The sequence below is a fragment of the Corynebacterium breve genome, assembly GCF_030252165.1.
Classification (GTDB): domain Bacteria; phylum Actinomycetota; class Actinomycetes; order Mycobacteriales; family Mycobacteriaceae; genus Corynebacterium; species Corynebacterium breve.
Genome location: NZ_CP126969.1, coordinates 1,657,628 through 1,683,069, shown reverse-complemented (window position 1 = coordinate 1,683,069; position 25,442 = coordinate 1,657,628). Strand labels below are relative to the sequence as shown.

The following is a 25,442-nucleotide window of genomic DNA, read 5'->3' as shown; positions in this document are numbered from 1 at the left end:
GGGGTCCTTTCTACTGTGGCGAGTCAAGCCGAGCGAATGCCTGACGTATGTATCCCAGGGGGTCCTGAGCTACCGTGGCGTTTCTTCCTGATAGATCGACAATCAGTGTCGATTGGTTACGTTCTTTTTCAAATTCGGGCCAACCGGCTTCTCCGGTGCGCGCGTACTTGACGAGCCAACCATTTAGGCCCTCTCCAGCAGAATAGGGCTTCGCACCGAATAAGGGGCGGATATCGCGCGAATGGTCCGCAGGATTGCGGTCATCTGGGTGGAGTTCAGCGTGCCACACGCGCCCTGGCGCTTCGTGGGCAACGATGTCGACCCAGCGACGAATCGTTGCATCTCCGATCAGTCTGCCCGCGATGTTCCTGGGTGACATCGCACGCGCGTCGCCGAGCCAGTTGGACACCTGCCCCGGCGCAATTCCCATCGCGCGCCCTAGGGTCCGCGCAAACAACGCACCGAGTCCAATTCGGTCTGCGAACTGTGCCGGCGGGTTCATGTAGAACTCATCTCGAACACTGGAAATCACGACATCAACGTCCGCCATTTCTTGTGGGGCCAACGGATGAGGCCCCAACGCCATGTCCAAGAGGTGGCGATTGCGAAACCGCTTGTAGGCGCGCAACCTGCGCTGCGGGCTCGCCTTGGACAGATTCTCCCGGCTTAGTCGCATTCCGCCAAAGGCGAAGCTCAGGTCGGACTTGCGATCGTCGTAGCTTTGGCGCGGGAAGCATGGGCTCATCGCGACGATTCGTCGAAAAGCGCCGCGGTAATGGTCCTTGCGAGCCAACCACAGCGCGGTGGTAGCGCCTGCGGACTGACCGACGATCGTGACGTTTGTGGGATCACCGCCGAATGCCTCGATGTTCTTCTGGATCCATTCCAAAGCGAGATTGCAATCGTCGATACCGCGATAGTGGTGGGGAGTGTCCCCGGGGAATCGGGTGAATCCTTCCAGGCCAACGCGGTACCCGATCTGCACCTGCACGATGCCCTGCGTTGCGTTGGCATAGCCGTCTGCACGCGGATCCTCATGTGTTCCTGATTCGAAGCGTCCACCATGAATGTAGGCGATGACTGGGTAATCATTCGTGTCAGAGGCACCTGCCGGTGTCGTGATTGTCAAAGCGATATCGTCAGGGCGGGGCTGGGATGCGTCGATAAGAATCCCGGTGTGAGCAGGCTCAGCATCCATGAAAGGGGCTGCGGTGCGCAGGAATGGGATGGAATGAAACGTGTCGACGACTCCGTCGCTTATGCCAACGACGGTGCCAGCGGGACAAGTAACTTCGGCAGCTTGCATACCTACAAATTACCAACCAGTGGTGAACTATTGCGTGACCTAGCTTGCAGTAATATTTTCCTTGTTTTTGGCTACGCTTTCTTTCAGGCTCTGCATAAGTTCCAGCGGAGTGGTCTTATAGGTGATGCCGGGATCCATGTCATAAACCGTGAATTCGGCATAAGCGAGAGCCTGCAAGGCGGTAAATAGGGGGAGCAAACGCTACCCCCGTAACCCTCGAACATCGCCGCGCACACCATGTCAGACCAGACGGGATCGCCAGCAATCAACTCGTTGGATACTTGCAATGTAGCGAGATCCCAAAGCGGGGAATTCATTTCGCGCCGTTGCGCGTAGGGTAGCTCTGGATTGCCCCCGAAGCCTGTGATCCACCAGTCATTCAGATCGGACTGGAGATGGGACACTGTGAGCTGGCCGTGGACGCGTTGAACCGAGACTTCGCCGTCAATCGCCGCGCAGAGTCTGTCAAAGAAATCTTTGTATTTCTGCAGATCAGGAGCCTGTTGGATAAGCGAGTCGAAGTAGCTGGTGAGCTTTTCCCGGTAGTGTGCTGCGTCGATGGCGGTGGTGCTGAATCCAAGAAGCATCGCATCGTGCATCACGCGGACGATTTCGCCGAGCTTTTGCAGGCAATGGTGGGAATAGAGACCGGCAGAGACGAAGTCTTGCGTAATGTCTGCTGCGCTATCGCCTGGGAGGGGAGAAGTGATAAGGCCAATGGTGACCGGAATGTGGTCAATGTGGCAGGACAGCGTGTGCTCAAGCGTAGGAGTCTGAACAAAGGAAGCATTGCTGAGAATGTCTGCTTCAGGATTAATTCCTGGTTCCAGCCGTCGGTACAGCTTTAGGTCGGCAACGTGCTCGTCCGCAGTGTTGTGGATAGTCCACTGCACGGAATTTTGGTCGGTGGAGCGTAACTTGCACGTCATCCCGCGGAAGCTTTCGACTGCGTGGCGTGATGTGCCGCACGTGTCAAAGAGGAGGTCAAGGACGTAATCCCCACTCAAGTGGGTGACGTCATTGCCGTCCTGGTCCACGATTTCCTGCCGGAGCGCTCCGTCGACTTTAGTGATGCGGGGTGTGCCGGGAAATGAAGTGGTCGGCATACTCATCGCTTACTCCTTGCTGTGTGTCAGCCTTAAAGACCTGTGTAGTACTTGAGAGTATCGCTTTTTCTCTTAATGCGACAATTGACAGAGCAGGGATTTTGGAGTGTAACCCCGAGGGTTATCCCAAAGGGGTAATACAACTGTAAACGTGGATAATATTGAGGCAGAAATGAATAATTTGCGATCTAAGGGGTAAATTCCAGGCCGATTAGTAACCCCGTACCATGGAGAGCCATGAGCACCAATCCTTTGCTGTCGCCATCCGAGCTTCCTTATCAACTCCCAGACTTCCGCTCGATTAGTCTCGCACATGTAGAGCAGGCATTACCGGTAGCACTTAAAAGGCACAACGAAGAAGTCGCCCACATTCTCAACGAGCCGGTGGCTACTTGGAGCAATACTGTTGAAGCCCTCGAGCTTGCTGGCGCGGACCTTGAGCGCGTCACCGCCTGGTTCTTTAACCTACAAGGCACCGACGCCACTGAAGAATTCGACCGCGTTGCCGATTGGATGGTCCCGCAACTGTCCAACCACGCCGACGCGATCTACCAAAACGCCGAACTGTACCGCCGTATTCTTCAGGTCGAGGTTCCCTCTGATGAGGAATCGCAGCGTTTGCATGACAAGCTCGTGCGTGCGTTCCAGCGCCGTGGTGCTGACTTGGATGAGGCTGGGAAAACCCGGCTGTCCGAGATTAACCAGCGCCTTTCGGAGCTGTCAGAAAAGTTTGGCCGCAATCTCCTCTCCGATACGACAAAACTCGCTGTCCGCTTCGATTCGGCCGACGACCTCGCAGGGCTTTCCGACGAACGCATCGCCGCAGCCTTGGATGCTGAAAAGGGCGACTACGTAATTCCCATTGAATTGCCGACCACGCAGTCCGCCCAGTCGCAGCTGGAATCCCAGGAATCCCGCCATAAGCTTTTCGATGCTTCTCGCAGCCGCGGCAAAGAATCCAATCGTGACATCGTCTTAGAGTCGGTGCGGCTGCGCCAGGAGCGCGCCAAGCTACTGGGTTACAAGACCCACGCCGACTTTGTCATCGCCGAGGAAACGGCAGGAGATGCGCAGTCCGCGCGTGACCTCATCGCTGATCTCGCACCCGCTGCGGCAGCGAATGCAGAGGCCGAACGCAAGCTCGCGGCCGAGCTTGCCGGCTATGATCTTGACGGCGCCGACTGGCCCTACTGGCAGGCGCAGCGCGCCGAACGAGAGCTCAACGTCAATGAGGCCGAGCTGCGCAAGTACTTCCCGCTTGACCAAGTATTACGCGATGGGGTGTTCTACGCGGCGCACAAGCTCTACGGGATTGTCGTCGAGAAGCGAGATGATCTTTCAGGCTACCGTGACGATGTCGACGTATGGGAGGTCATCGACCATGACGGCGCAGGCCTTGGCCTGCTGCTCACCGATTACCGGGCGCGGCCTTCGAAGCGCGGTGGCGCGTGGATGAGTTCATTCGTTGATCAATCGCGGCTTGCTGGGACCAAACCGGTTGTGGTGAATGTGATGAGCGTGACGGACAATCTGCTGTCAATCGATGATGTCACCACAGTTTTCCACGAATTTGGCCATGCGCTACACGGTCTGCTGTCTGATGTGCGCTACCCGACTCTGTCGGGCACCAGTGTTCCGCGTGACTGGGTCGAGTTCCCGTCGCAGATCAACGAAAACTATGCTTTTGCTCCAGAGATTGTGCGCAACTACGCGCGCCACGTGGACACCGGTGAGGTCATTCCAGACTCCCTCATGGAGGCCGTTGTAGCGTCGCGGCAGTTCGGTCAAGGCTTTGCCACGGCTGAATACCTCGCTGCGAGCGCGATCGATCTTGCCTGGCACTCGCTTGACGACGAGATTCCCACCGACATCGACGCATTCGAAGCAGAGTCATTGCGGCAACTTGGATTAGACATTGACGGGTTGGAACCGCGCTACCGTTCGACCTGGTTCAACCACATCTTTGCTGGCGGGTATTCGGCGGGCTATTACTCATACCTCTGGGCGGAAGCGCTCGACGCTGATGGGTACCGATTGGTAGAGGAGCGGGGCATCAACAGGGAAACAGGCCAACTGTTCCGGGACACGATCCTGTCGCGCGGTGCTGCGAGCGACTACGCTGAGGCCTACCGCGCGTTCCGTGGCAGGGACAAGGATGTGCAACCGCTTCTCGAGCGTCGCGGGCTAGCCGGTGTCGACATCTAAGGCGGGGTCATAATGGGAGAGCTACTTGTTGATCTCACCCAAGCCAGCATCTGGATCCAATTACCCGTCATGCTGCTTGTCATCATGCCGCTGGCGGGCGTAGGTGCGGTGCTCCTTTTAAGCGCGATTGATCGCCTTGGGGCGCTATTCGGGAAACTCAAAAAGAAACAGTAAGGTGGCAGATTATGGCCAACCCTGAAAATCTGCGGAAGCAAGACATGAAGCTTCCGAAAGCAAAGCGGAAGTACCCGCAGTCCCGGGTCACCCAGTCGCTGTGGATTCTCCTCGCGCTAGTCGTGGTAGCGGGACTGATCGGGCTCTTCTAATGCTTGTTAATAGCGCTTCGATGCCTCTGCGACGCGCTTGAACAAATCCAGCGATGCTAGATCCTCGATGAGCACGGACTTGCCATTGCCATCAGTCAGCGGGATGCACCAATTGCGGTACTGTTCCGAATTGGTGCCGGGTTGATTCTGCACGCGACGATCGCCCACCATGTCCACCAAGTTGGTGCACGTCAAAGCAGACGAAGTGCCCGCGATATAGCGGTTGAGGCCAACCAAGAGATCGTCGATGTCGCCGCGGTGGGTGCGGGAGCGATCCGAAAATGTCATGTTCGCCAGCGCGGTTCCTTCAAAAGCTCCGGCCTGGCGCGCAGCGTCAAGGACCTCGCCCTGCCACTTCGCGTCAGTCGCATCTACCTCTTCTAGATCGTCATCCAACAGGCCAAGTTGTTCGCGCAGCTCGTTGTGTACGCCAGCGAGGTAGCCAGCGGTTGGAGGCAAATCGTGAGTGCCCACCGACGACAGTGCTAGCTGACGGTATTCGTGCTGTAAACGAGGACCTTCCTGCGACGGTGACGACTCGAACCACAGAACCGAAGTGCCCATTACGCCACGGGCGGCGAGGGCATCTTGCACCCAGTCCTCAAAGGTTCCAAGGTCTTCACCAACGACGACAGCGTCTGCGCGTTCGGCCTCAAGAGCCAGCACTCCGAGCATTGCTTCGTGATCGAAACGCATGTAGGTGCCCACTGTCGGTGGCTCCATACGTGGCATCCAGAACAGGCGGAACAGTCCGAGGATGTGGTCGACGCGAATACCGCCGGAGTTTCGCAGCACGGTTGCCAGCAAGTCGCGCCAAGGGCCGTAGCCCTCTTCGGCTAGGCGCACTGGGTTCCACGGCGGCTGCGACCAATCCTGGCCGTGTTGGTTGTAGTTGTCTGGCGGCGCGCCTACCGAGGCATCAGGCACAAGCACATGCGCCAGGGTGTTGGCATCGGCGCCACCTGGGTGAACGCCCACCGCGAGGTCGGTCATAATGCCGATCTTCATACCGGCCTTCTTCGCCCGTTCCTGAGCTTCCGCGAGTTGCTCATCGGCAAGGAACTGCAGCCACATGTAGAAACGTGCGAGCTCGTGAACCTCGTCGTCAACCGCGTGGCGGTTAGCGTCCGGGCCGTAGGTAAGCTCCTGTCGTGCGCACCACTCGGCGAAGGCTTCAAGGCCTTCTCCTTGCTCCGCGATGAAGTCCTCGAATTCGAGAGTACGCTCAGCGCTGAACTGGGTGAAGAAGATCTCGCGCAGCGTGGACAGTTTCGCGTCGTAAATCGGGTTGCGCTCGATGACATCTGCGGAGGTGTTCGTTGAACGCAGGGCAGAAGCAATTTCGCCAACCTGGGTCAACGCCTCTTCGTCGAGGTTGCCAAACTCCGGCACGTCTTCCACGCGGATGTAAATCGGGTTGACGTAGCGCCGGGTCGTCGGCAAGTACGGGGAATCCTCTACCGGTGGGAAAGGCTCCGCCGCATGAACCGGGTTGATAAGCAGGAAGTCTGCACCGTTTTTCGCCAAGACCTCTGCCAGCTGGCCAAGGTCGTTGAAATCGCCGATGCCCCAGGATTTCTGCGAACGGACAGAGTACAGCTGCGCCATTACGCCGTAGACGGGGCTGTCGATGTAGCGGTCGGTCGTCGACAAGCGATCGGGCGTAATGATCAAAGTGGTGTACTGCTGGTCTCCGTTGGATTCGAGATGCAGGCGGTGCCAGCCCAAGGGAAGGTCTCCCGGCAGGTGGAAGGTTGCCTCGCCCCACTGGATGCCGTCACGCTCGACGGGTTGGGACCAGTTTTCGTCTTGGTAGCACTCGCGACGGGTGCCGTCTTCGAGCGTGACCCACACATTAGCCGGGGCTCCGTGGTGGACATGCACGTTGAACTGCTTCTCCTCGCCGGCCACGGCAACGACGGAAGCGGGGAGTGGACGTGTCGACTCGACAATTCGGTGGCGCTCGAGAGCCTGATGCAGCTCGTCGTCAGAAGGCTCTTCTGAAAGGTCAACACCGATTGAGCGCAGGAGCTTCAACAGCGTCTCCGCAGGTGGGGTGACCAATTTGCCCTCGGAATCCGTGTAGGACGTGGACAGTCCGTACGCGTTGGCAAGGGTGTTCAAAAGCTCTACGTTCATCACAAAGCACCATCTTGCCAAAGAAAACCGGCTCGCGCCGTCTTTCTACCGATAAGCCGACGGGCGAAGGTAGGGTAGAACAACTAGAACCCGTACAAAATCCAGAAAGGCCCCGGCCATGTCTCAAGCGTTCTTCGAAACACCCGCCGATTTCACGGTGGCGCCCACAGAAACGTGCCTCAGCGCACTGATCGGACTGTGCCGGGCCAACCCTCATCTGGTTCTATTTACCCGCCCCCACAACTATGAGTGGGTCAACGTCACCGCGGGCGAATTCCTCGACGAGATCTATGAAGTAGCCAAAGGCCTGATCAACGCCGGGGTAGAGCCTGGCGACCGCGTAGCACTGCTTTCTACCCCCCGCTATGAGTGGAGCCTTTTGGACTATGCGATTTGGGCGGCCGGCGGCGCTGTCGTACCGATTTACCCATCGTCGTCAGGCAGCCAGGTGCAGTGGATTATCGAAGACTCCGGCGCCGTCCTGGCGATCACCGAATCACGCGAGCACACCGATCTCATGACCAACCTCGTGCTTGACGACGAAGGCTCACCGCGCATCATCGGCTCGCCAACCAAGCTGCGCCGCGTACTGGAATTGAATGCGTCTGCGATCGACACCCTGAAGTTTGAGGGGCGCAACATTACCGACGAAGCGGTGGATGAGCGCATCCGCAATGTGAAGCAGGATGATCTTGGTTCGCTGGTGTACACCTCAGGTACCACGGGCAAGCCAAAGGGCTGCATCTTGACGCACAAGAACTGGATCCACCAGATTCGCGGTCTGCAGACTCACCCGATTGGTGCGATTGCACGTCCCGGCATGCGCATGGTGACGTACCTGCCGATGGCTCACGTCCTGGCGCGTGCGGTCTCCCTCGCCGTGACCATCGCTGGTGGCACCCAGTCGCACTGGAATGATCCGGGCACTCTCACGATGGAGCTGCAGCGCACGCGACCGCACCTTGTGCTGGGTGTTCCGCGCGTGTTTGAAAAAGTGCGCAACGCTGCCTACAACAAGGCGGCTGATGGCAGCGCGATCAAGGCTGGACTCTTCCGTCGTGCAGAGAAAGTAGCGATCGAATATTCCAAGGCACTGGACACCGAGGCCGGCCCTTCTCGCAAGCTCGAGGTGCAGCGCAATCTGTTTGAAAAGCTCGTCTACAGCAAGATCAAGGATGCGCTTGGCGGCCAAGTGGACTTTTGCATTACCGGTGGCTCGGCGATGAGCCCCGAGCTTGGGCACTTCTACCGAGGAATGGGCGTGCCGGCGTACGAGGGCTATGGTCTGACAGAAACCACCGCCGCTGCCGCTGTGAACTTTGGGGAAGAGACCAAAATCGGCTCTGTCGGCAAGCCTGTGGGCGGATACTCGGCGATGGTCAACGACGACGGCGAAATCCTGATCAAGGGTGCCGGCGTATTTACCGGCTACTTGAACAACGACGAAGCAACCAAGGAATCGCTGGTAGATGGTTGGTTTAACACCGGCGACCTGGGTGAGATCGACGACAACGGCTTCATCACAATAACGGGACGCAAGAAGGATCTCATCGTCACCGCGGGCGGCAAAAACATCTCGCCGCAGCCGATGGAGGAGATCATCCGCCAGGCTCCGTTGATTTCGCAGGCGCTGGTCGTCGGCGACGGCAAGCCGTTCGTGGGGGTCTTGGTTACCCTCGACTCGGACGAGCTGGCGCGCTGGAAGGCCGATCGCAATATCCCTGAGAACAAGCAGGTCCGCGATTTGGCCGAGGACATCGCCTTGCGTGCGGAAGTTCAAGACGCGGTGAATATGGCCAACGCCACCGTGAGCCACGCCGAGCAGATCAAGAAGTTCCGGATCCTAGACCGTGATTTGTCCGAGGAAGACAATGAGCTGACCCCAACGCTCAAGGTCAAGCGCAATGTTGTGTTCCAGCGCTTCGCCGAAGATATCGACAAGCTGTACAAGCGATAAGAATCTCCGGCGCGCCGTCCGGATTTTCACACTTGAGTGCAATAGAGTCCTATTGCGGAAGTCAAACTCTCAAGCTTTACTTGAATCCATTTGAAGGGGGTCTCGGTGCAAAAAATCGCGGCTACGTTGCGCCACCGTGAACTGACCCAAGAGATCTACAACATCGGCGATGAGGTGGCCGAATACATCGAGCACCTCGCGGAAGCAATCGCCGATTATGACGGGGAACTTACCGAGGACTGCCTGGCGGAATTCAACGAAATCATCGAGGACGCCCGCGTGGATGCCCGCGCTATCATCGGCGAGCTCATCGGCCTGCGCCAGGCACTGACCTCCGGCGTGCGGGCAGGCGTGCTCTCAGCATCTGCCTCGGATGAGGAAAAGGTCCCCGAGCCGGAGCTGCTTGATGCGCGAGGCCTCGAAGAGCTTTTCCCAGTCAGCGGCGCTCTTTTGCGCGTCGACGACATGCAGACCAGCTTGATTTCTCGTACAGACTTGGTCACCCAGCACTTAAGCGAAATTGTCGAGTTTGTGCTTGAGCAAACCGACATGGTCGCTCGCGAGCTCGGCGTCGTGTCCCTGCCTCACCTTTACGCCCGGATCGGCGACATCGTTCGAGTCGCCGTGACTGGTTGGATCGAAACCGTGGTGCACGACCATCCGGCATTCGCGCGCACCATGCGTGGCTCCAACCCGCCGGCGTTTTTGGAGGAACGTGCTCGCATCGACGCGATCGTGGCCAAGGTGGCTGCGAAGCGTTCGCTGCGCGGGGCTTAATCTATGGCTTTCGGCGTCTACATTCACGTCCCATTTTGTGCGACCCGCTGCGGCTACTGTGACTTCAACACCTACACGCCCACTGAGGTTGATTCCTCCTACGGCCAGTACCTAGACAGTCTTGAGCGCGAGTTGGCACTAGCCGAAGGACCTGTTGCTGACACCGTGTTCATCGGTGGCGGCACGCCGAGCTTGCTTGGCGACGAAGGCCTCGCCCGCATTTTGACCGCAGTGAGGGAGTCTTTTGGATTGGCTTCCGACGCGGAAGTGACCACGGAGTCAAATCCAGAATCGACAAGCCCAGAATTTTTCGCAGGCATCCGCGAGGCCGGCTTTACCCGCGTGAGCCTGGGCATGCAGTCTGCCTCTACGCCGATCTTGAAGGTGCTTGATCGGACGCACACGCCTGGTCGTGCGGTGGAGGCTGCGAAAGAAGCCAAGCGCGCAGGTTTTGAGCACGTCAACCTAGACATGATCTACGGCACGCCCACCGAAACCGACGACGACGTGCGCCGCACCCTGGACCATATTCTTTCCGCCGACGTGGACCACGTCAGTGCCTACAGTCTGATTGTCGAAGACGGAACCGCCATGGCACGCAAGGTCCGTCGGGGTGAGTTGCCGGCTCCAAGCGAAGACACTTACGCGGACCGATACAACATCATTTCCTCTACCTTGGAGGACGCAGGTTTCGGGTGGTACGAGGTATCCAACTGGGCCAAGGCCGGCGGAGAATGCCAGCACAACCTGATCTACTGGCGCGGGGGTCGCTGGTGGGGAGCAGGTCCTGGCGCGCACAGTTACGTGGGTAACGAGCGCTTTTATAACGTTAAGCGGCCCGAGAAATACAACGAGATGCTTGCTGCAGGCGAGCTCCCGATCCAAGACCGTGAGCAGCTCACCGAAGCCGACGAGCACATGGAAAAGATCATGCTGGGCCTGCGTCTGAAGGAAGGAATCCCGCGCGAGTGGATAGGCCCCGGCGCTGAGTCCGTCTTGGCGTTACACGAGGAAGCGGGCAGGGTGGTCGTCGATAAGCGTGTGCGTGTGACCAATCACGGCAGGCTGCTTGCCGACGGCATCATCACCGATATCTTGGCAGCTGAGTAATCGAGGATTACAGTAGGGTTAGCAGTCAGGGAAGGAGAGTGCCAGATATGGCCAGTGCGACCGAAAAAAGACGCCAAGCGGTCTTGCGTGCGATCGTGGCTGACTTCATTGCCCTTCAAGAACCCGTCGGCTCGAAAGCGCTGGTCGATCGGCATAACCTTAAAGTGTCGTCGGCGACCATCCGCAACGACATGGCGGTGCTGGAAGAAGAAGGGTTCATCCAGCAGCAACACGCATCGTCCGGGCGGATGCCCACCGAAAAAGGCTACCGAGCGTTTGTAGATAGTTTGCACGACATCAAGCCGCTATCCGCGGTGGAACGCCGGGCGATCATCGATTTCATCGAAGGTGGCGTTGACCTAGAGGACGTTTTGCGGCGTTCGGCGCAGCTGCTCGCGCAAATCACGCGCCAAGCCGCGGTGGTTCAATTGCCGACCCTCACCGTGTCTCGCGTGAAGCACTGTGAGGTGGTGGCGCTCTCCCCGCACAGGCTGCTACTAGTGCTGATCACCGACAACGGGCGCGTTGATCAACGCAACGTGGAGCTCGCACGACCGATCGACGATGCCGGCGTGTTTGCCCTACGCGACCTGCTCAACGGCGCGCTCTTTGGCAAAACGCTCACCGACGCTTCGGCCTCGCTCGCCGAGCTTGCCGTGGCTGCGCCCGTAGAAATCGCCGACCACGTGATGCGGGCGGCGACCGTGCTGATTGAGACGCTGGTGGAAAAACCCACCGACAGGCTCATCATCGCGGGTGCCGCAAACCTCACCCATCTGCCGCGCTCGCTGCATGAGGTCATCGACGCGCTGGAAGAACAAGTCGTCGTGCTGAAATTGCTGGCCAACGTGCCGGAGCTCGGTGGCGTGAGTGTGCGCATCGGTGAAGAAAACGAAGAAATCGAGCTGCACCGCGCCTCAGTGGTGACGGCCGGGTATGGCTCCGACGGGGAAACTCTCGGCGGCCTTGGGGTGCTCGGTCCCACATACATGGACTACCCCGGTACCATTCAAAAGGTTGCCGCCGTGGCGCGCTACATCAGCCGCGTCCTTGCAGGCGAATAACAAACTTATTAGATAGAAGGATTTATAACTGTGGCTCGTGACTACTACGGGATTCTCGGGGTGGACAAGAACGCCTCCGATGCCGAGATTAAGAAGGCTTATCGACGACTCGCGCGTAAGTACCACCCAGACGTGAATCCAAGCGAGGAAGCCGCGGAGAAATTTCGCGAAGCTTCCGTAGCACAAGAAGTGCTCACCGACCCTGAGAAGCGACGCATCGTCGACATGGGCGGCGACCCAATGGAACAAGGGGGCGGAATGCCTGGAGGCGCCGGCGGTTTCGGCGGCTTCGGCGACATCTTCGAGGCCTTCTTCGGCGGCGCAGGTGGCGGCGCGCGTGGCCCGCGCTCCCGTGTCCAGCCTGGTGCTGATGCACTATTGCGCACCACCATTAGCCTCGAAGAAGCATTCGCTGGCGTGAAGAAATCCGTCACCGTAGACACCGCGGTGGTCTGCGACTCCTGCCAAGGAACCGGCTCCGAATCCAAGGCGGCGCCCGTCACCTGTGACCACTGCCAGGGAGCAGGCCAGGTCCAAGAAGTGCAGCGTTCCTTCCTTGGCAATGTCATGACCACCATGGACTGTCCAAAATGCCAGGGCTTCGGCGAAATTATCCCCGATCCGTGCAAGAAGTGTGGTGGTGAGGGCCGGATGCGTGCACGCCGCGACCTGACCGTCACCGTGCCGGCTGGCATCTCTGACGGCATGCGCATCCGCATGGCGGGACAAGGCGAAGTCGGCCACGGCGGTGGGCCGGCCGGCGACCTTTACGTCGAGGTGACGACCCAGCGCCACAACACCTACTACCGCGAAGGCGACAACCTCCACATGAAGCTCCGCGTGCCGATGCTCGATGCCGCCCTCGGCGTGGACATCGATGGCACTGACCTAGCCGGCAAGGACTTCACCATCAATGTCCCCGCAGGCACCCAGCCCAACGAGCAAATCGTCCTCGAAGGCGAAGGCATGCCACACCTGCGCGCAGAAGGTCGTGGCAATTTGATCGCCCACGTGCAAGTCACCGTCCCAACCGACCTTGATGATAAGTCCCGCGAAGCCCTAGAGAAGCTCCGCACCGCGCGAGACAACGACATCACCGAGATCGAAACGGACCAAGGCGACGGAAACTTCTTCAGCCGCATCCGCGACCGTTTTAAGCGCTAAAACATGTCGCTGCCGTACTTCATCACAGAATCGCCCCTCTCCGGCCAACTTGCAGGTGCAGAGGGGCGCCACGCAGTCACCGTCAAACGCATCCAGCCAGGCGAAGAAGTTATGCTCGTCGACGGCCACGGTAGCTGGGCACGCTTGCACGTCACCGCCACCACCGGCAAGGATATGCTCACCGGCGACATCGTAGAGCACGGCATTGAAAATCGGCCCTCTCCGCGGGTCACGATCGTCCAGGCGATCCCAAAGTCCGAACGGTCTGAGCTGGCCGTTGATCTTGCCACCCAAGCTGGGGCCGACGACATCATCCCGTGGATCTCGCATCGCACGATTGCGCGCTGGCAGGGGCCAAGAGTGGCCAAGAATGTCGAGAAATGGCAGGCCACGGCCCGTGAAGCTGCCAAACAGTCGCGCCGCGCATTCGTCCCCGCGATCCACGACCCGGTAACGACAAACCAGCTGCGCGAGGCGATCGTCGACAAGCAAGCGCTCGTTTTGCACGAAGATGCTGAACGCTCCCTCAAAGACATCATTTTCGCCGATCATGTCTTCCTCATTGTGGGCCCTGAAGGTGGCATCGGTGCTGATGAGCTGGAGTTATTAGGGGCCACAAGCGTCAAGCTGGGGCCTGAGGTGTTGCGCACGGCGACGGCGGCTGCGGTGGGGCTTGCTGCCATCGGTGCGTTGACAACCCGCTGGTAGGCTGTGACGCATGACAGAGGTAATGTCGCATGCAGTTCAGCTGGATTCTGCCTACGAGCAGTCGGTGTTCGGGATTAACGACGAGAATCTGAAAGTGCTCGGCAACCTCGTCGGGGTCGACCTTTTCGCCCGAGGAACCGGGGTGTCCCTGCGCGGGCCATCACATGCGGTGGCTCGCGCGGCGCGAGTGTTAGCGGAGTTGGAATCCATGGCGCGTCGAGGTGTGGTTATCTCCCCTGATGCTGTCACGCACGCGGTGAATATCATGGAGACTGATAATCCGGATTCGGTTGCGGACATGCTCGGTGCGGAGATTGTTTCGCGCAGGGGCAAAGTGATCCGCCCGAAAACCGCGGGTCAGAAGACCTATGTCGACGCAATCGACGAAAACACCATCGTCTTCGGAATCGGCCCGGCTGGTTCGGGCAAGACCTACCTCGCCGTGGCAAAAGCCGTGCAGGCGCTACAGTCTAAGCAGGTCAAGCGCATCGTTTTGACCCGTCCAGCTGTCGAAGCGGGGGAGAAGCTGGGATTTTTGCCCGGCACCCTGAACGATAAAATTGACCCCTATTTACGCCCCCTTTACGACGCCCTGCGCGACATGCTCGACCCCGAGATGATTCCGAAACTCATGGAGGCCGGCATCATCGAAGTGGCACCCCTGGCGTACATGCGCGGACGCACCCTCAACGACGCCTTTGTGATCCTCGACGAGGCACAGAACACCACCCCGGCGCAGATGAAAATGTTTTTGACCCGCCTTGGATTTGGCACAAAAATGGTCGTCACGGGTGACATCTCCCAGGTGGACTTGCCGCGCGGCCAAATCTCGGGCTTGCGCCTGGTACGGCGCATTCTCAGCGGAGTGGAGGACATCCATTTCGCGGAACTCGGATCGGGCGATGTCGTTCGACACTCCCTCGTTGGCCGCATCGTGGATGCATACGATGTCTACGATGCAAAGCACGAGGCAAAAAACACAGCCCCTCAAGCGGGCACAAATGAGGAATCCTAATGAGCATCGAAGTACTTAACGAATCTGGCTACGACGGCATCAATGAAGAGATGCTTGTCGACGTCTGTTCCTACGCGCTTTCGGCAATGGACGTTCATCCAGACACCGAGGTCACCATTACCCTGGTTGACACCGACACGATGGCTGATTTGCATGTGCGCTGGATGGACCTCGAGGGACCAACCGACGTCATGAGCTTCCCCATGGACGAGCTGACTCCGGGAGGCGGACGGCCCGATGCCGCGTCGCCAGGGCCCGCGATGCTCGGCGACATCATTCTCTGCCCGGAATTCGACGACAAACAGGCGCGCGCCGCGGGACACCCTCTCGGGCATGAACTTGCGCTGCTGACGGTGCACGGGTGCCTGCACCTTTTGGGATACGACCACACCACGCCCGCCGACGAACGCGAGATGTTCGCCCTGCAGAACGAAATCCTCGCCGACTGGTACGACGACCTCGCCGGCCGAGATACCGAGTACCAGCCGAAGCCAGCGGGAAAGCACGCGTTCCCCTCGGCGGCGGATCGGGTGGAACTGGATGGGCTCGTCGCTAAGCAAGAAGAGGGCGAGAACTAGTGGAGGTATGGGCCCTCTATGGCATCGTCGCGATCGTGGCGATGCTGCTTTCTGGACTGGTGGGAACGGTTGAGGCGGCGGTCAGCTCCATTTCGCGCGCGCGGGTGGAGAACATGGTCAAAGACGAGGTCCGAGGCGCGCCGGGCCTACTTCGCGTGCTAAATTACCGTGCAAACCACATCAACCTGCTGGTGATGATCAAAACGATCCTTGACGCAACCGCTGCAGTGTTTGCCGCGATGATGACGATGGACCTCATCAGCTCGGATGCTTGGGCGATTACTGCAGCGATCGCCGCAGTGACCCTCTTGACGTTCGGTGTGGTCGGTACGTTTTCCCGCACGGTGGGCAAACGCAATCCGTATTCGGTATCCCTGCACTCTGCGCAAGTGCTCGCGGTGATCAATCGAATTATGGGCCCTCTTTCGAAGCTGCTTATCTGGATTGGCAATCTCATCAGCCCTGGCCACGGCTTCCGCGACGGACCTTATGCCACGGAAGTTGAGCTGCGCGAAATGGTCGATATTGCGCAAGAACACGGCATCGTCGAAGTCACCGAACGTCGCATGATCCAAAACATCTTCGACCTCGCCTCGACATTCGCAAAGAACGTCATGGTGCCACGTCCCGAGATGATTTGGCTTGAAGCCGACAAGTCTGCTGGTCAGGCGACTAACCTAATGATCCGCTCAGGGCACTCGCGCGTGCCGATCATCGGCGAAAACGTCGACGACATCATTGGTGTCGCATACCTTAAAGACATCGTCGCCGAAACCTACCACCGCACCGACGGCGGACGTGGTGTGCCCGTTGCCGACATCGTGCGCGCACCGTTTTTCGTTCCGGAGTCCAAGCCGCTCGACGAGCTTTTGCATGAAATGCAGCGTGATAACACACACATGGCTTTGCTTGTCGACGAATACGGCGGCATCGCCGGCCTTGTCACCATGGAAGACATTCTCGAAGAGATCGTTGGCGAAATCACCGACGAATACGACGAGAGCGAGGTTGCGCCGATCGAAGAAATCGCCCCTCGCCAGTACCGCGCAGTGGCTCGCCTTTCCCTTGAGGATCTAGTGGAGTTCCTCGACGATCACTTAGGCTTCGAACTCGAATTCGACGATGACACTGTGGGCCAAGTCGACACCGTTGCAGGACTTATCTCTTACGGCCTTGGACGAGTCCCTCTTCCAGGCTCGCACGTGGACATTGAGGGCGTGCGTTTCACCGCGGAGGGCGGACGTGATCGCCGAGGCCGCATGAAGGTACGCAGCGTCTTGGTTGATGTTCCAGCGCTTGCGGAGTCGGAAGGTGACGACCAGGGCGAGAAATAACTCACCCTGATTCGCAGCCGTATAGCAGTGAGGGGCATCATAGAGGGCATGAAAAATATCCTCTCGATTCAGTCCGCAGTTGCCTACGGTCATGTTGGCAACTCCGCAGCCGTGTTCCCTCTTCAGCGCATTGGCCACGAGGTATGGCCGGTGTATACGGTGAACTTCTCAAACCACACCGGCTACGGCGACTGGGGAGGTCCTATGATTCCTGCTTCCGACGTTGCGAGTGTGATCCGAGGCATCGAGAACCGTGGAGTTTTGGGTGAAGTGGACGCTGTCTTGTCCGGCTACCAAGGTGGCGACGATATTGCGGACGTCATCATCGATGCTGTTGCACGAGTTAAAGCTGCTAATCCAAACGCGGTGTACGCGTGCGATCCGGTTATGGGCAACGCAAAGTCGGGCTGCCACGTTTCTGATAACATTCCGCCTTTGCTGCGCGACAAAGTTGTTCCAGTGGCGGACATCATCACACCCAATCAGTTCGAGCTGGGTTACCTCACTGGGATGGAGGCGACTGATCTGGATTCGACCCTCAAAGCCGTGGAAGCAGCCCGTGAGATGGGCCCTTCGACCGTTCTGGTCACTAGTGTTTTGAGGCCCGACCGAGAATCAGGAACCGTCGAAATGCTCGTTGTCGACGACAAGGGCAAGTGGATTGTCGAAACGCCTTATCTTCCCTTCAAGCGCAACGGTTCCGGCGACGTTACTGCGGCCTTGTTTACTGGGCATTACATTAATTCCGGCGATGCGGCGGATGCTTTGGCGAAAACCGCGTCATCAGTGTTTGACCTAGTCGAGGCAACTTACGAGGCTGATTCGCCAGAACTCCTCCTCATCGAGTCCCAAGAGGCATACGCCAACCCGCGCCTGCAGTTTGAAGTCCGCGAAATCTAATGAACATCCTGTCGATCCAGTCCGCAGTGGCGTATGGGCATGTAGGGAACTCAGCAGCCGTGTTTCCAATGCAAAGGCTCGGCCATGAGGTCTGGTCGGTTAACACGGTAAATTTCTCCAACCACACCGAATACCCAGACTGGGGAGGACCCATGTTCTCTGCGGAACAAATCCAGTCGGTGATCGATGGGATTGAGGCTCGAGGGGTTTTCTCACGCGTAGATGTTTGTCTCTCGGGATATGTCAGGGTCAGAAGGCATTTGCACAAATGTCAGAAGACGATTGCACAGATTCCGAGGGCCGTTTTGCCGCAATGTCCGGTTATGTGAACGTCGAGGGTTCCTTCTGCCGCGTAGCTAATGCCCCCAGTTTCTTTGCGCAGTGCCCGGTAGACTGTTGTTTCCAGAAGTCGTCTGCACGATTCTCAGAAGTCCTCTTTACCGGCATAGGTGTATGTCTGGTTGCTCCCATGATGAAGCCATGCAGCTTCGCCCAACATGACACTTGGCCACGACCGACCGGTCGATCCCGGAGTTAACGAAAATGTCCGCGCTACCAGTTGACTTCTAAAACTGACGACGGCGCTGTTACGACAGTGCCACCCAGCACGGTGAGGCGAACACGAAGGAAATGATCGGGTGCTCACTCCCTGCGAAGAGAGGCAGACTCGCCCTAAAACTTGACAGAACGTTGCTTTTATACAATACTATGATGTGTGAGCCCAAAGAAACGTCCTTCACGGCCTATCTATAACCGTATCCGGGTTCTTCGCACCGAACGAGACATGTCACGCCTGCAGCTCGCCGAACTGATCGAGGCCAACCCCCAAACCGTGGGCGCCCTGGAGCGTGGCGACTACTACCCCAGCCTTGACTTGGCTTTCCGCATGTGCGAAGTATTCCAACTACCGGTCGAAGCGGTGTTCTCCCGCACTGAGTTCACACCCATGTCCGCAGACATCTACGCCAAGGAGCGGTGATGAGCACCAGACAGACCTCCCCCCGATCAACGACGCCCGCCATTGTCGCCCGCCGCAATCTCTTGATACTTGCCGCCGACGGGCTCTCTGGCCTCATTATCCTGGCTGCCGTGATTAATTTCATCAGCGTGGGTTGGGGCTTCACCCTGTGGGTGGTCGGGACTATAGGGGCAAGCTTCAGCATGTTTGCGCTGCGCTCGCAGGTCCAGAAACAAGATATCCGGGAGGGTGAACTGGATGAGTACCAGCTGGATCGCTTGCACCGGGCCCGCCGGTCCGGATTCACTGTCGCGATGGTCGGTCTGATGTTCGTCACTGTTGTCCTGTGGGCGTTGCCTGCAGTACGGCTACTCGACCTTGAGGATCCGTTCACTATGCTCACCGAGTTGATTCGTGCTGCCGGCTACCTAGCCACGGCATTTCTCGTGCGTGTGCCTTTTGCCGTGACCCGCCTGATTGCCTCCGAAGTCAACCGAGATGAACTCATCTCACATGGCCGAGCGGTGTGACTTCCGACTTTGCCTGATGTTCTTTTCGGAAGACGAAGTGTTCGCGCTAGCCGAGGAGACTCCGATGGGGATAAACCCAGCGTTCCAGAAAGACCCATAGACGGCCACTACCTCTCATGGATCATCCTCCCGAGGGGGAAAATATCGTCAGGATCAGGAGCCGCTGGCACAGGTGGCCTACTTTTTCTTGCAGGTGAAAGACTCGTAGCTGATAGCTGACGATTGTGAGCGGTGATTTTGCTTGCCGGCGAGCGTGGACAATTGCTGGTTACGCCAGTGCTGCTGCGGATACCGCCGTAACAAGAGTGTTGATTCCCGCGTGCAGCAACAGTGGGCCCCAGAGATTTCGGTGGAAGACCCGGAGAAGTCCGAGAGCAATACCCAGGGTGAACAGGTAAGCAAACAGCATGGGAGCAACGTGGGTGAGGGCGAAGATTAATGCGCTCGCCACGACCGCAGTGAATACCCCGCCCCGGCCCAGGAGGAATCCGAAGATCACGCCGCGAAAAAGCATCTCCTCCCATAGAGGCACCAGCACCCCGACAGTGACCACAGCAGCAGCGATGGTTAGTGGTGTCATATCTGTCACCGGGGACGTAGACGAGGTGCCTGCAGGAGAGTCTGTATAGCTTGCCGGGTCGATTCCGGTCAGCACGAACATGATTCCCTGGACTGAAATCAAGAGGATCAGAATGACCGGGATCTGCCAGGTCAGATGTAGAAGCCGGAGAGTTGGCCGATGAAATCCGATATCGGACAACCCCAGACCTTCTCGGCGTAGCACTACGGCGATGAGCGTGAAGATGATTAGCGCATGCAGACATATCGCGGCAACGATGACGGGGACAAACCAATCTCGAGGCTCGGAAACGAGCAGGAGCCAGACGAGCGCTGAGCCGAAAACCACAATCGTGGTTGCCACCACAGCTACCAGGGAGAGGAGAGCCGTCCTGGCAGAGGGTTCCTTCTTTCGGGGCGGGTGGCCTTGTCGATCTACGGCGTGCGGCATGAGAGTGCTGTGACCAGTTCTACTGGATGATCGTGTTGTCGATTTTATCGTTCTCACGCTGAAACTTTTCTTCTCGAGCACGGTAAACTCCTCGGTGCACCGACAGGAGGCAGAGGAATCCCACGGCCGCCATGAGCCAGTCACGCAGGGAATTCATCTGCCCTTCAAAGAGCAACCAGCCGACAAGAAGTACCCAGGTCACCGGGAAAACCGCCCCTGCCCAGGTGGGGCCGAACCGGGACAGCAGGTAGTGGCCGCCAAAGACGACCACAACGCCAACCAGGACCGGTAATAACTCATTCATCAGTTTTCTTCTCCTTCATTGACGTCCGGTAGAGCTCGATGATTGAGTCCGTCGTTTCTCCAGGTAGCCTGCTGTCGACTGCGAACGAGCGCAGGTTACGGATGAACGGGTCCTGCTCGGTGCCGGCAAGCGTGACTTTGTCGATGATGCGATTCAAGCGTTGTCGAATAGTCGGGTAGGACACGTCATAGACTCGTGCCAGCTCCTTCAAACTCCCGGAGGAGAGGATGAAAGAACGCACGAATTTAAGATCCGCATCCGATAGTGCGTCAATCCAATTGTTGTCGGTCATCATCCACCCAACTCAATATTATTGAACTCTACTTTAATAATATTGAAGTTTAGGCGAGATCGCCACCGGAGCCCTAATTGGTCTTGCCCTACGTGTTGAGTCAGCGCCTTTTGATGTTTCTAGACGACGCCAGAATCCGTCTTTTTCCCGCCGGTCAACAGCTTTCGCCCGTCCTCGCACAGTTCCCCCGTCGGTGAGACATGGCGGTAGAGAGTCTGACGGGTAATCCCGAGTTCTTTGCAGAGTGCCGCGACGCTGGTGTCCGGATGTCCCATTGACGCCATCGCCAGCCGCACCTTGGCGGGGGTCATCTTGAATGGCCGTCCACCCTTGCGTCCCCGGGACCGGGCCGACTCGAGACCGGCCTTCGTCCGCTCAGAGATCAGCTCACGTTCGAACTCGGCCATGGCGGCGAAGATCCCGAAGACCAGCTTGCCCTGTGCCGAGGTCGTGTCGATCGCCGCGCCCTGGCCGGTGAGTACTTTGAGTCCGACGCCGCGGGCGGTGAGATCGTGAACGATATTGACCAGATGCCGCAAATTACGACCTAACCGATCAAGCTTCCACACCAACAAGGTGTCCCCGGGGCGAAGTGCTTTCAGGCACGAAGCTAATTCTGGTCGATCTTCTTTTTTGCCCGACGCCTTGTCCTTATATAGGTGATCTGGATCCACTCCAGCAACAAGTAGGGCGTCACGCTGTAAGTCAGTGGATTGTGACCCATCCGCTTTTGAAACCCTCATGTAACCAATCAGAGTCATAGCTATTTCCCATCACTTATACGAACGTTTACGTGACACTTTTTTACCATGGGCCCACGTCCACAAAAATTGTCACTTAACGCGTTATTTATTCTACGTTAAGTGAACGGTATGAAAAAAGAATAAAGTGACTAAAATTTGGTTGGGATACCTAGGTCCTCAAAATTGTCTCGGACACTTTGCACATACTTCTCAGCTTTTCGGCGAAGAGCGACGATGAAGTTAAATAGACGGCGGGCCATCTCCGGATCACGTTGGGCTTCCTCGATCGCGTCGGTAAGGGCCGGCCACAATTCCACCCACGCACTTACCGGGGAAGGTCTCATTGATCGCGGGCGCCCGGGATGAACCTCCTCATCGGGTTCGGGAAGAAACAAGGCGGCCTGCTGGCCCCGTCCGATAAGGTCGGACGACTCGAGAAGACGCATCGCGGTTGCGGCCGCCTCAAGAACCCTGCTTTGCTGGAACCACGGCAGACGTTCATAAGGTCGCCACGTCCATATCCCAGCTCGATACTCATACCCTGTCTTCTCCCAGACAGCACGTATCACTTGGGCGGCGGTGCCACACTCAGAGATGGTGGCGCACAGTTCGTCGATGATGGTGCGTAGCAGTCGGAACCAGACGCCGGCATGGACTCGTCGTCGCGGCAGGTCCACGTAGCCGCAGGTCAGCCCCTGCCAGGTCCGGGCATCCATGACGGCCACCGGATGACCTGGTGGATAGACCGTGGAGGGCGGGGCCAGGGGCTCGAGAAAATCGTAATGGCCGTGTACCCCGGTAAACTCCTCCAACCGGCAGTAATGGAAAGGGCAGCTCAACATCACCGGCCACGACCAAAAGAGCTGGTAGGGATACGCTGGCGCCGACTGGGCGAGGCAGACCGGGCAGAAACGGTGGTAGCGTTGTTGCGCTCGCCACGCCGTCCAGGGGCCCACCGCGCGTTTCTGGCGCCGACGCGGGGCCAACAGGACGGAAAACTGCCGGGCGTAGGTGGCAAACGTCTCCGGAGCAGGGGAAAGATCGTCGACGAGCCAGGGGACGTAACCGCGGATACTCATCATCTGGATGCGCTCGCCGCTGACACCGCTGCGCAGGGAAAGCTGCTCGATCAGCCCTTCCGGGGCATCAAGGTCGAGATCGGCATCGGGATCAAGGACATAGCCCAGGTCAAAGACGAGATCGTCGACGCTGAGGTGGTACTCGGCCGCGATTCGACCCAGCCATGAGGTTAGGGCCTCTCCTGCGAGCGGTGGCGGATGGATCGGCCAGCGCGTCATTACCGTAGCTCCCGTTCAAATAGCCGGCGCCGTTCGCTCGGCCCGGCATAATCGGCCATGGCCAGGCTCTTCTGGTTGATCGACTCGATCCCACTGTCGACTGCCACGACCGCCGCCGTGGTCAACAGATGTGCCAGCTCCCCGATCGTGCCCTCACTACGAGCCAGTAGATAGGTCATCATGTCGTCGGTATCGATGGTCGAGGGCCGGCGCAGTGGGAAGGACGCCGCGAAACTGGCCAGCAACGAGCGGGTGTCGTCCCCGGCCTCCCAGACGGGAAGGATGAACGGTTCGAAGCGGTTTTCCAGCTGATCATCCGAGCGCACCGCCAGATACGCCTCCCGGGTACCCACCCCGACTATGGGGATGCGCAGCTCATTGCCTAAAAACCGCAGGAGATTGAGGAACTCCCGACGCACGCCGCCTTGGCCGGCGAGCATATTGTGCAGCTCGTCAATGACCAGGATCTTCGCCTCTACCTCCCGCAGGAGTCGTAGCGCCAGCTGTTCCAGATCCGGAAGCCGCATGCGCGGGCGTACCGGTGCGCCCAGGGCAGCAAGCAGGGCGGTATAAAACCGCAGTGGCGACGGGTCCGAGGGCATCTGCACGCACACCACCGGAATGTGTTCCCGCTCCGGTAAGGACTGTGGTGGGTGGTGACGACGAAATCGTTCGATGATCATGGACTTTCCGTTGTTCGTCGGGCCCATCACCAGCAGATTCGGCATCCGCTGCTTGCGTGGCCATCCCAGCAACGACTCCAACCGGGCCACGGCCTCCACGGCCTTCGGGTACCCGATCCACCTGTCCGCCCGGATCTGTTCGATACGCTCCGCTGCGGGAAGCATGGCCACCATGTGCATGCTCGGGTACAGGTGCGACAGGTCACAAGGTGGATAGTCCTGGCTGTTTACCATTGCTCAATCTCCTCGAATCGAACACCCCGGTGGGCAGGGCCGCCCAGGTCGACAGCATCGTCAGGAGGTGACGGTGGCGACGGCACGGTCTGCGGTCGGGCCGGTGAATCCGCACGGCGTTGCTGCTCGCGTCTGGTGCGTTTGGTGGTTTTCTCGGCCGTCTCCGCGATCTGGCGCATCTGCTCGATCATGCGGAATAACACCTGCTCATTGACCTGGGACTGGCCGCGTTCCCGCAACCGGGCCAGCGCCTGGCGATGCTCCCAGACACTGACGGCCGGATTCGACAACGTCCGGTACGGCACCTCGAGATAGGCCCCACCGCCTGGCTCGAGCACCCAGATCCGGCTGATGTCGCGGGGATCTCGCCGGATAATGAACTTCTCCAGGTCACCTCGCTGGCCGATCCAGGGCTTGAGCGCATTGGAGAAATAATGCACGTGGTCCACCACAAACCCCGTACGGGTCAATGACCTACGGATCACGGGCAAGAAATCCACCAGAAATGCAGTTGGGCGCCTCGTCACCGCAGGTCTCCCGGCTTTCTCCACCCCGTTCTCCCACCTGCCGGCCGGGGTCTGACCCAAAGTGCGATGCATCGTTCCGTGATAGCTCGCCACCGCCAACACCAACCATTTCTCCAGCTCAGCCATGGTCAGCGCGGCTTTCTTCTCGGAATCATAGGAGCCGCGCTGAACCGGGTTGGAAAACGTCGTGCCCGGTAGCTCATGGATTTCCTGCATCGCGGTACCGATGACGCGTTCGATGATCCCGCCGTACTGCGGCTGCCCGAGAGGGCGATAATCCAGGTCAATCCCGTGCTGCTGACACCCGCGGGTCAGCGCTTCGCTTTTGAACTCCCGCGCGTTATCGACATACAAGGCCCTCGGTTTCCCACTCATCGGCCAGTCAACATCCAGCCCGAGCTGCTCTAACCAAGGGCGTTTGTCTCGGGCAGCGTGTGCCAGGCACAGACCCACGGAGACTGCCGACGGTGGTTCCAACGTCACCACCATCCCGAGAAGGCAGCGGCTGAACACGTCGATCGCGACCGTCAGATACGGCCGGCCGATAGGAAGACGTTCCCGGTCATCAACGACGATCACGTCAATGACGGTGTGGTCGATCTGGATCTGTTCGAGAATGTCCTCGGTAACAGGGGGCTGGCCTCCCGCGGACTGCAGCGGGCGCACACTGTCCGGTCCGCCTCGGCGTCGGCCTACCTCCACCGGGTTCATGTGTTTGATGCGGGCAATGACCGTATTGCGTGAGGGAACGGGCAGCCCCCGTCGGGCGCAGATCCGGATAATTTCCCGGTGCACGGATCCCATCGTGCGCTTTTGCTGAGACAGAAAGCGGGTGCGGATCGTGTCCCGGATGATCTCTTCCACCTCATCGGGTAATCGGCTTGTGCCCCGCCCACCACCTGATTGGCCGCTAAGGAGATCGGTGACTAGACCAGTACCTTGGCGGTAACGGCCAAGCAGAAGGTAGATCTGACGCCGGGATACTCCCAGCTTCTCAGCGGCTTCATCAGCGGCAGCTACTCCGACCTCACTTCGTCCCGCTAGGTCGGCGATGACTCGCGCCTGCGCTCGGGCCTTTTCCCAGTCAGAGTCGGACATCGTCAGATGCTGAGTTGCACTCATGCCTTCGTGGCCGCTGTCCATCCCTGTCTCCTTGGGAAGGGGACTTCTGACAT

General features: G+C 58.6%; 25 protein-coding genes and 1 pseudogene. 16 read left to right on the top strand and 10 right to left on the bottom strand.

Features of this window, described 5'->3' with window-relative positions; translation table 11 throughout:
* Nucleotides 1–10: 10 nt before the first annotated feature.
* Nucleotides 11–1,306: a carboxylesterase family protein gene (locus tag QP027_RS08215; protein ID WP_284823963.1), complete on the bottom strand. Its 1,296-nt coding sequence runs from the start codon at nucleotides 1,304–1,306 to the stop codon at nucleotides 11–13.
* Between the two features lie 83 nt (nucleotides 1,307–1,389).
* Entirely contained in the window at nucleotides 1,390–2,418 is a 1,029-nt protein-coding gene (locus QP027_RS08210) for a hypothetical protein (protein WP_284823961.1), read from the bottom strand.
* A 231-nt stretch (nucleotides 2,419–2,649) separates the two neighbouring features.
* Here QP027_RS08210 and QP027_RS08205 point away from each other — a divergent pair, with 231 nt between their 5' ends.
* The 3 genes from QP027_RS08205 to QP027_RS08195 are packed head-to-tail and all read left to right on the top strand — an operon-like array spanning nucleotide 2,650 to nucleotide 4,943.
* Nucleotides 2,650–4,617 (top strand): M3 family metallopeptidase, encoded by a 1,968-nt coding sequence (locus tag QP027_RS08205; RefSeq protein ID WP_284823959.1) that lies wholly within the window; start codon nucleotides 2,650–2,652, stop codon nucleotides 4,615–4,617.
* Between the two features lie 12 nt (nucleotides 4,618–4,629).
* The gene (locus tag QP027_RS08200) at nucleotides 4,630–4,791 is read left to right on the top strand and encodes a hypothetical protein (RefSeq protein WP_284823957.1); all 162 of its coding nucleotides are present in this window, start codon (nucleotides 4,630–4,632) and stop codon (nucleotides 4,789–4,791) included.
* A gap of 11 nt (nucleotides 4,792–4,802) precedes the next feature.
* Nucleotides 4,803–4,943: a hypothetical protein gene (locus tag QP027_RS08195; protein WP_284823956.1), complete on the top strand. Its 141-nt coding sequence runs from the start codon at nucleotides 4,803–4,805 to the stop codon at nucleotides 4,941–4,943.
* A gap of 6 nt (nucleotides 4,944–4,949) precedes the next feature.
* On the opposite strand, the gene malQ is transcribed toward QP027_RS08195, so the two are convergent.
* Complete coding sequence (malQ, locus tag QP027_RS08190) at nucleotides 4,950–7,082, bottom strand: 4-alpha-glucanotransferase (RefSeq protein ID WP_284826987.1); 2,133 nt, start codon at nucleotides 7,080–7,082, stop codon at nucleotides 4,950–4,952.
* Nucleotides 7,083–7,200: 118 nt separating this feature from the next.
* Here malQ and QP027_RS08185 point away from each other — a divergent pair, with 118 nt between their 5' ends.
* From QP027_RS08185 to QP027_RS08125, 13 genes and pseudogenes are all read left to right on the top strand, one after another.
* Entirely contained in the window at nucleotides 7,201–9,039 is a 1,839-nt protein-coding gene (locus QP027_RS08185; RefSeq protein ID WP_284823954.1) for an AMP-dependent synthetase/ligase, read from the top strand.
* Nucleotides 9,040–9,144: 105 nt separating this feature from the next.
* Nucleotides 9,145–9,816, top strand: coding sequence for a hypothetical protein (locus tag QP027_RS08180; protein WP_284823953.1), 672 nt, complete (start codon nucleotides 9,145–9,147; stop codon nucleotides 9,814–9,816).
* 3 nt (nucleotides 9,817–9,819) lie between these two features.
* Nucleotides 9,820–10,926 carry a radical SAM family heme chaperone HemW gene (gene hemW / locus QP027_RS08175; protein WP_284823951.1) on the top strand — a complete coding sequence of 369 codons (1,107 nt, stop codon included), beginning with the start codon at nucleotides 9,820–9,822 and terminating at the stop codon, nucleotides 10,924–10,926.
* 47 nt (nucleotides 10,927–10,973) lie between these two features.
* The gene (gene hrcA / locus QP027_RS08170; RefSeq protein WP_284823948.1) at nucleotides 10,974–11,990 is read left to right on the top strand and encodes a heat-inducible transcriptional repressor HrcA; all 1,017 of its coding nucleotides are present in this window, start codon (nucleotides 10,974–10,976) and stop codon (nucleotides 11,988–11,990) included.
* 30 nt (nucleotides 11,991–12,020) lie between these two features.
* A complete protein-coding gene (gene dnaJ / locus QP027_RS08165) occupies nucleotides 12,021–13,154 on the top strand; it encodes a molecular chaperone DnaJ (protein WP_284823947.1) in 1,134 nt (377 codons plus the stop codon).
* A 3-nt stretch (nucleotides 13,155–13,157) separates the two neighbouring features.
* A complete protein-coding gene (locus QP027_RS08160) occupies nucleotides 13,158–13,862 on the top strand; it encodes a 16S rRNA (uracil(1498)-N(3))-methyltransferase (RefSeq protein ID WP_284823945.1) in 705 nt (234 codons plus the stop codon).
* 10 nt (nucleotides 13,863–13,872) lie between these two features.
* Complete coding sequence (locus tag QP027_RS08155; protein ID WP_284823942.1) at nucleotides 13,873–14,877, top strand: PhoH family protein; 1,005 nt, start codon at nucleotides 13,873–13,875, stop codon at nucleotides 14,875–14,877.
* On the top strand, nucleotides 14,877–15,455 hold the full coding sequence (gene ybeY / locus QP027_RS08150) for an rRNA maturation RNase YbeY (protein ID WP_284823940.1): 579 nt from the start codon (nucleotides 14,877–14,879) through the stop codon (nucleotides 15,453–15,455). Before QP027_RS08155 ends, ybeY begins: the two co-directional genes overlap by 1 nt.
* On the top strand, nucleotides 15,455–16,789 hold the full coding sequence (locus tag QP027_RS08145; protein WP_284823938.1) for a hemolysin family protein: 1,335 nt from the start codon (nucleotides 15,455–15,457) through the stop codon (nucleotides 16,787–16,789). The genes ybeY and QP027_RS08145 overlap by 1 nt, the downstream gene beginning before the upstream one ends.
* A gap of 48 nt (nucleotides 16,790–16,837) precedes the next feature.
* Nucleotides 16,838–17,689, top strand: coding sequence for a pyridoxal kinase PdxY (gene pdxY / locus QP027_RS08140; protein WP_284823936.1), 852 nt, complete (start codon nucleotides 16,838–16,840; stop codon nucleotides 17,687–17,689).
* Nucleotides 17,689–17,931 (top strand): annotated as a pseudogene (locus tag QP027_RS08135) (pyridoxal kinase PdxY); the annotation flags it as partial. The gene pdxY and the pseudogene QP027_RS08135, both read left to right, overlap by 1 nt.
* 473 nt (nucleotides 17,932–18,404) lie before the next feature.
* Nucleotides 18,405–18,668 (top strand): helix-turn-helix transcriptional regulator, encoded by a 264-nt coding sequence (locus QP027_RS08130; RefSeq protein WP_284823934.1) that lies wholly within the window; start codon nucleotides 18,405–18,407, stop codon nucleotides 18,666–18,668.
* Nucleotides 18,668–19,177 carry a hypothetical protein gene (locus QP027_RS08125; protein ID WP_284823932.1) on the top strand — a complete coding sequence of 170 codons (510 nt, stop codon included), beginning with the start codon at nucleotides 18,668–18,670 and terminating at the stop codon, nucleotides 19,175–19,177. The genes QP027_RS08130 and QP027_RS08125 overlap by 1 nt, the downstream gene beginning before the upstream one ends.
* Before the next feature lie 268 nt (nucleotides 19,178–19,445).
* On the opposite strand, the gene QP027_RS08120 is transcribed toward QP027_RS08125, so the two are convergent.
* The 7 genes from QP027_RS08120 to QP027_RS08090 form a co-directional block, all read right to left on the bottom strand.
* On the bottom strand, nucleotides 19,446–20,099 hold the full coding sequence (locus tag QP027_RS08120) for a CPBP family intramembrane glutamic endopeptidase (protein ID WP_284823930.1): 654 nt from the start codon (nucleotides 20,097–20,099) through the stop codon (nucleotides 19,446–19,448).
* 106 nt (nucleotides 20,100–20,205) lie between these two features.
* Nucleotides 20,206–20,490, bottom strand: a complete 285-nt coding sequence (locus QP027_RS08115) for a hypothetical protein (RefSeq protein WP_284823928.1) — start codon at nucleotides 20,488–20,490, stop codon at nucleotides 20,206–20,208.
* Nucleotides 20,483–20,785 carry a DUF2089 family protein gene (locus QP027_RS08110; RefSeq protein WP_284823926.1) on the bottom strand — a complete coding sequence of 101 codons (303 nt, stop codon included), beginning with the start codon at nucleotides 20,783–20,785 and terminating at the stop codon, nucleotides 20,483–20,485. Before QP027_RS08110 ends, QP027_RS08115 begins: the two co-directional genes overlap by 8 nt.
* A 116-nt stretch (nucleotides 20,786–20,901) precedes the next feature.
* On the bottom strand, nucleotides 20,902–21,543 hold the full coding sequence (locus QP027_RS08105) for a recombinase family protein (protein WP_284823924.1): 642 nt from the start codon (nucleotides 21,541–21,543) through the stop codon (nucleotides 20,902–20,904).
* Between the two features lie 131 nt (nucleotides 21,544–21,674).
* Nucleotides 21,675–22,823 (bottom strand): TniQ family protein, encoded by a 1,149-nt coding sequence (locus QP027_RS08100; protein ID WP_284823923.1) that lies wholly within the window; start codon nucleotides 22,821–22,823, stop codon nucleotides 21,675–21,677.
* Nucleotides 22,823–23,740 carry a TniB family NTP-binding protein gene (locus QP027_RS08095; RefSeq protein WP_284823921.1) on the bottom strand — a complete coding sequence of 306 codons (918 nt, stop codon included), beginning with the start codon at nucleotides 23,738–23,740 and terminating at the stop codon, nucleotides 22,823–22,825. The genes QP027_RS08100 and QP027_RS08095 overlap by 1 nt, the downstream gene beginning before the upstream one ends.
* Nucleotides 23,734–25,410, bottom strand: a complete 1,677-nt coding sequence (locus QP027_RS08090; protein ID WP_284823919.1) for a TnsB C-terminal domain-containing protein — start codon at nucleotides 25,408–25,410, stop codon at nucleotides 23,734–23,736. The genes QP027_RS08095 and QP027_RS08090 overlap by 7 nt, the downstream gene beginning before the upstream one ends.
* Nucleotides 25,411–25,442: the final 32 nt, after the last annotated feature.

Bases quoted from the DNA above. Each gene is read 5' to 3' on its own strand.
- QP027_RS08160 (WP_284823945.1), top strand. From the start codon at position 13,158: ATGTCGCTGCCGTACTTCATCACAGAATCGCCCCTCTCCGGCCAACTT.
- QP027_RS08210 (WP_284823961.1), bottom strand. From the start codon at position 2,418: ATGAGTATGCCGACCACTTCATTTCCCGGCACACCCCGCATCACTAAA.
- pdxY (WP_284823936.1), top strand. From the start codon at position 16,838: ATGAAAAATATCCTCTCGATTCAGTCCGCAGTTGCCTACGGTCATGTT.
- malQ (WP_284826987.1), bottom strand. From the start codon at position 7,082: ATGAACGTAGAGCTTTTGAACACCCTTGCCAACGCGTACGGACTGTCC.
- QP027_RS08090 (WP_284823919.1), bottom strand. From the start codon at position 25,410: ATGGACAGCGGCCACGAAGGCATGAGTGCAACTCAGCATCTGACGATG.
- QP027_RS08100 (WP_284823923.1), bottom strand. From the start codon at position 22,823: ATGACGCGCTGGCCGATCCATCCGCCACCGCTCGCAGGAGAGGCCCTA.
- QP027_RS08115 (WP_284823928.1), bottom strand. From the start codon at position 20,490: ATGAATGAGTTATTACCGGTCCTGGTTGGCGTTGTGGTCGTCTTTGGC.
- QP027_RS08095 (WP_284823921.1), bottom strand. From the start codon at position 23,740: ATGGTAAACAGCCAGGACTATCCACCTTGTGACCTGTCGCACCTGTAC.
- hemW (WP_284823951.1), top strand. From the start codon at position 9,820: ATGGCTTTCGGCGTCTACATTCACGTCCCATTTTGTGCGACCCGCTGC.
- QP027_RS08105 (WP_284823924.1), bottom strand. From the start codon at position 21,543: ATGACTCTGATTGGTTACATGAGGGTTTCAAAAGCGGATGGGTCACAA.
- QP027_RS08205 (WP_284823959.1), top strand. From the start codon at position 2,650: ATGAGCACCAATCCTTTGCTGTCGCCATCCGAGCTTCCTTATCAACTC.
- QP027_RS08110 (WP_284823926.1), bottom strand. From the start codon at position 20,785: ATGATGACCGACAACAATTGGATTGACGCACTATCGGATGCGGATCTT.
- QP027_RS08215 (WP_284823963.1), bottom strand. From the start codon at position 1,306: ATGCAAGCTGCCGAAGTTACTTGTCCCGCTGGCACCGTCGTTGGCATA.
- ybeY (WP_284823940.1), top strand. From the start codon at position 14,877: ATGAGCATCGAAGTACTTAACGAATCTGGCTACGACGGCATCAATGAA.
- QP027_RS08195 (WP_284823956.1), top strand. From the start codon at position 4,803: ATGGCCAACCCTGAAAATCTGCGGAAGCAAGACATGAAGCTTCCGAAA.
- QP027_RS08200 (WP_284823957.1), top strand. From the start codon at position 4,630: ATGGGAGAGCTACTTGTTGATCTCACCCAAGCCAGCATCTGGATCCAA.
- hrcA (WP_284823948.1), top strand. From the start codon at position 10,974: ATGGCCAGTGCGACCGAAAAAAGACGCCAAGCGGTCTTGCGTGCGATC.
- QP027_RS08155 (WP_284823942.1), top strand. From the start codon at position 13,873: ATGACAGAGGTAATGTCGCATGCAGTTCAGCTGGATTCTGCCTACGAG.
- QP027_RS08185 (WP_284823954.1), top strand. From the start codon at position 7,201: ATGTCTCAAGCGTTCTTCGAAACACCCGCCGATTTCACGGTGGCGCCC.
- QP027_RS08125 (WP_284823932.1), top strand. From the start codon at position 18,668: ATGAGCACCAGACAGACCTCCCCCCGATCAACGACGCCCGCCATTGTC.